This window comes from Ancylomarina longa, assembly GCF_003996985.1.
Taxonomy (GTDB): Bacteria; Bacteroidota; Bacteroidia; order Bacteroidales; family Marinifilaceae; genus Ancylomarina_A; species Ancylomarina_A longa.
In genome coordinates, this window is sequence record NZ_RJJX01000250.1 from 1 (window position 1) to 433 (window position 433).

Below are 433 nucleotides of genomic sequence, written 5' to 3' on the forward strand. Positions count from 1 at the left end.
TATGGGCTTTTATGAGTTCAAGCGACAGTTGATTTACAAGGCTAAACAGCATGGCAAATCAATACTTTCTGTTGGACGATTCTTTCCAAGCAGCAAGATGTGTTCGAATTGTGGTGAATTAAACCAAAACCTGACACTTGCAATGCGTGAGTGGCGATGTTCATGTAACACCCTGCATCACAGGGATATTAATGCTGCCATCAATATTCTAAAACATGCAGATAAAGAATTGGTGGCTACATAAGCCACCAATGGCGGTGAGTTACACCGTGACAGCCTATGGAATTGAGGTAATCCCAAGCGCAATAGCAATTGGTTCTTGATGATGAAGTAGGAATTAAACATTAAACCCACGTAAGTAGGTTTAAGTAGGTTTTAAATAACGGTAAATTTGCACTGAGTTGCTCATATTGCTCGATGGTGGCTTTACTGA

1 protein-coding gene is annotated in these 433 nt (G+C 40.4%); it reads left to right on the plus strand.

The annotated features are described in order from the left end of the window. Window positions 1-244, plus strand: a 244-nt coding sequence (locus DLK05_RS19230) for a zinc ribbon domain-containing protein (protein WP_148114136.1), incomplete at its 5' end; no start/stop codon positions are given. Window positions 245-433 lie beyond the last annotated feature (189 nt).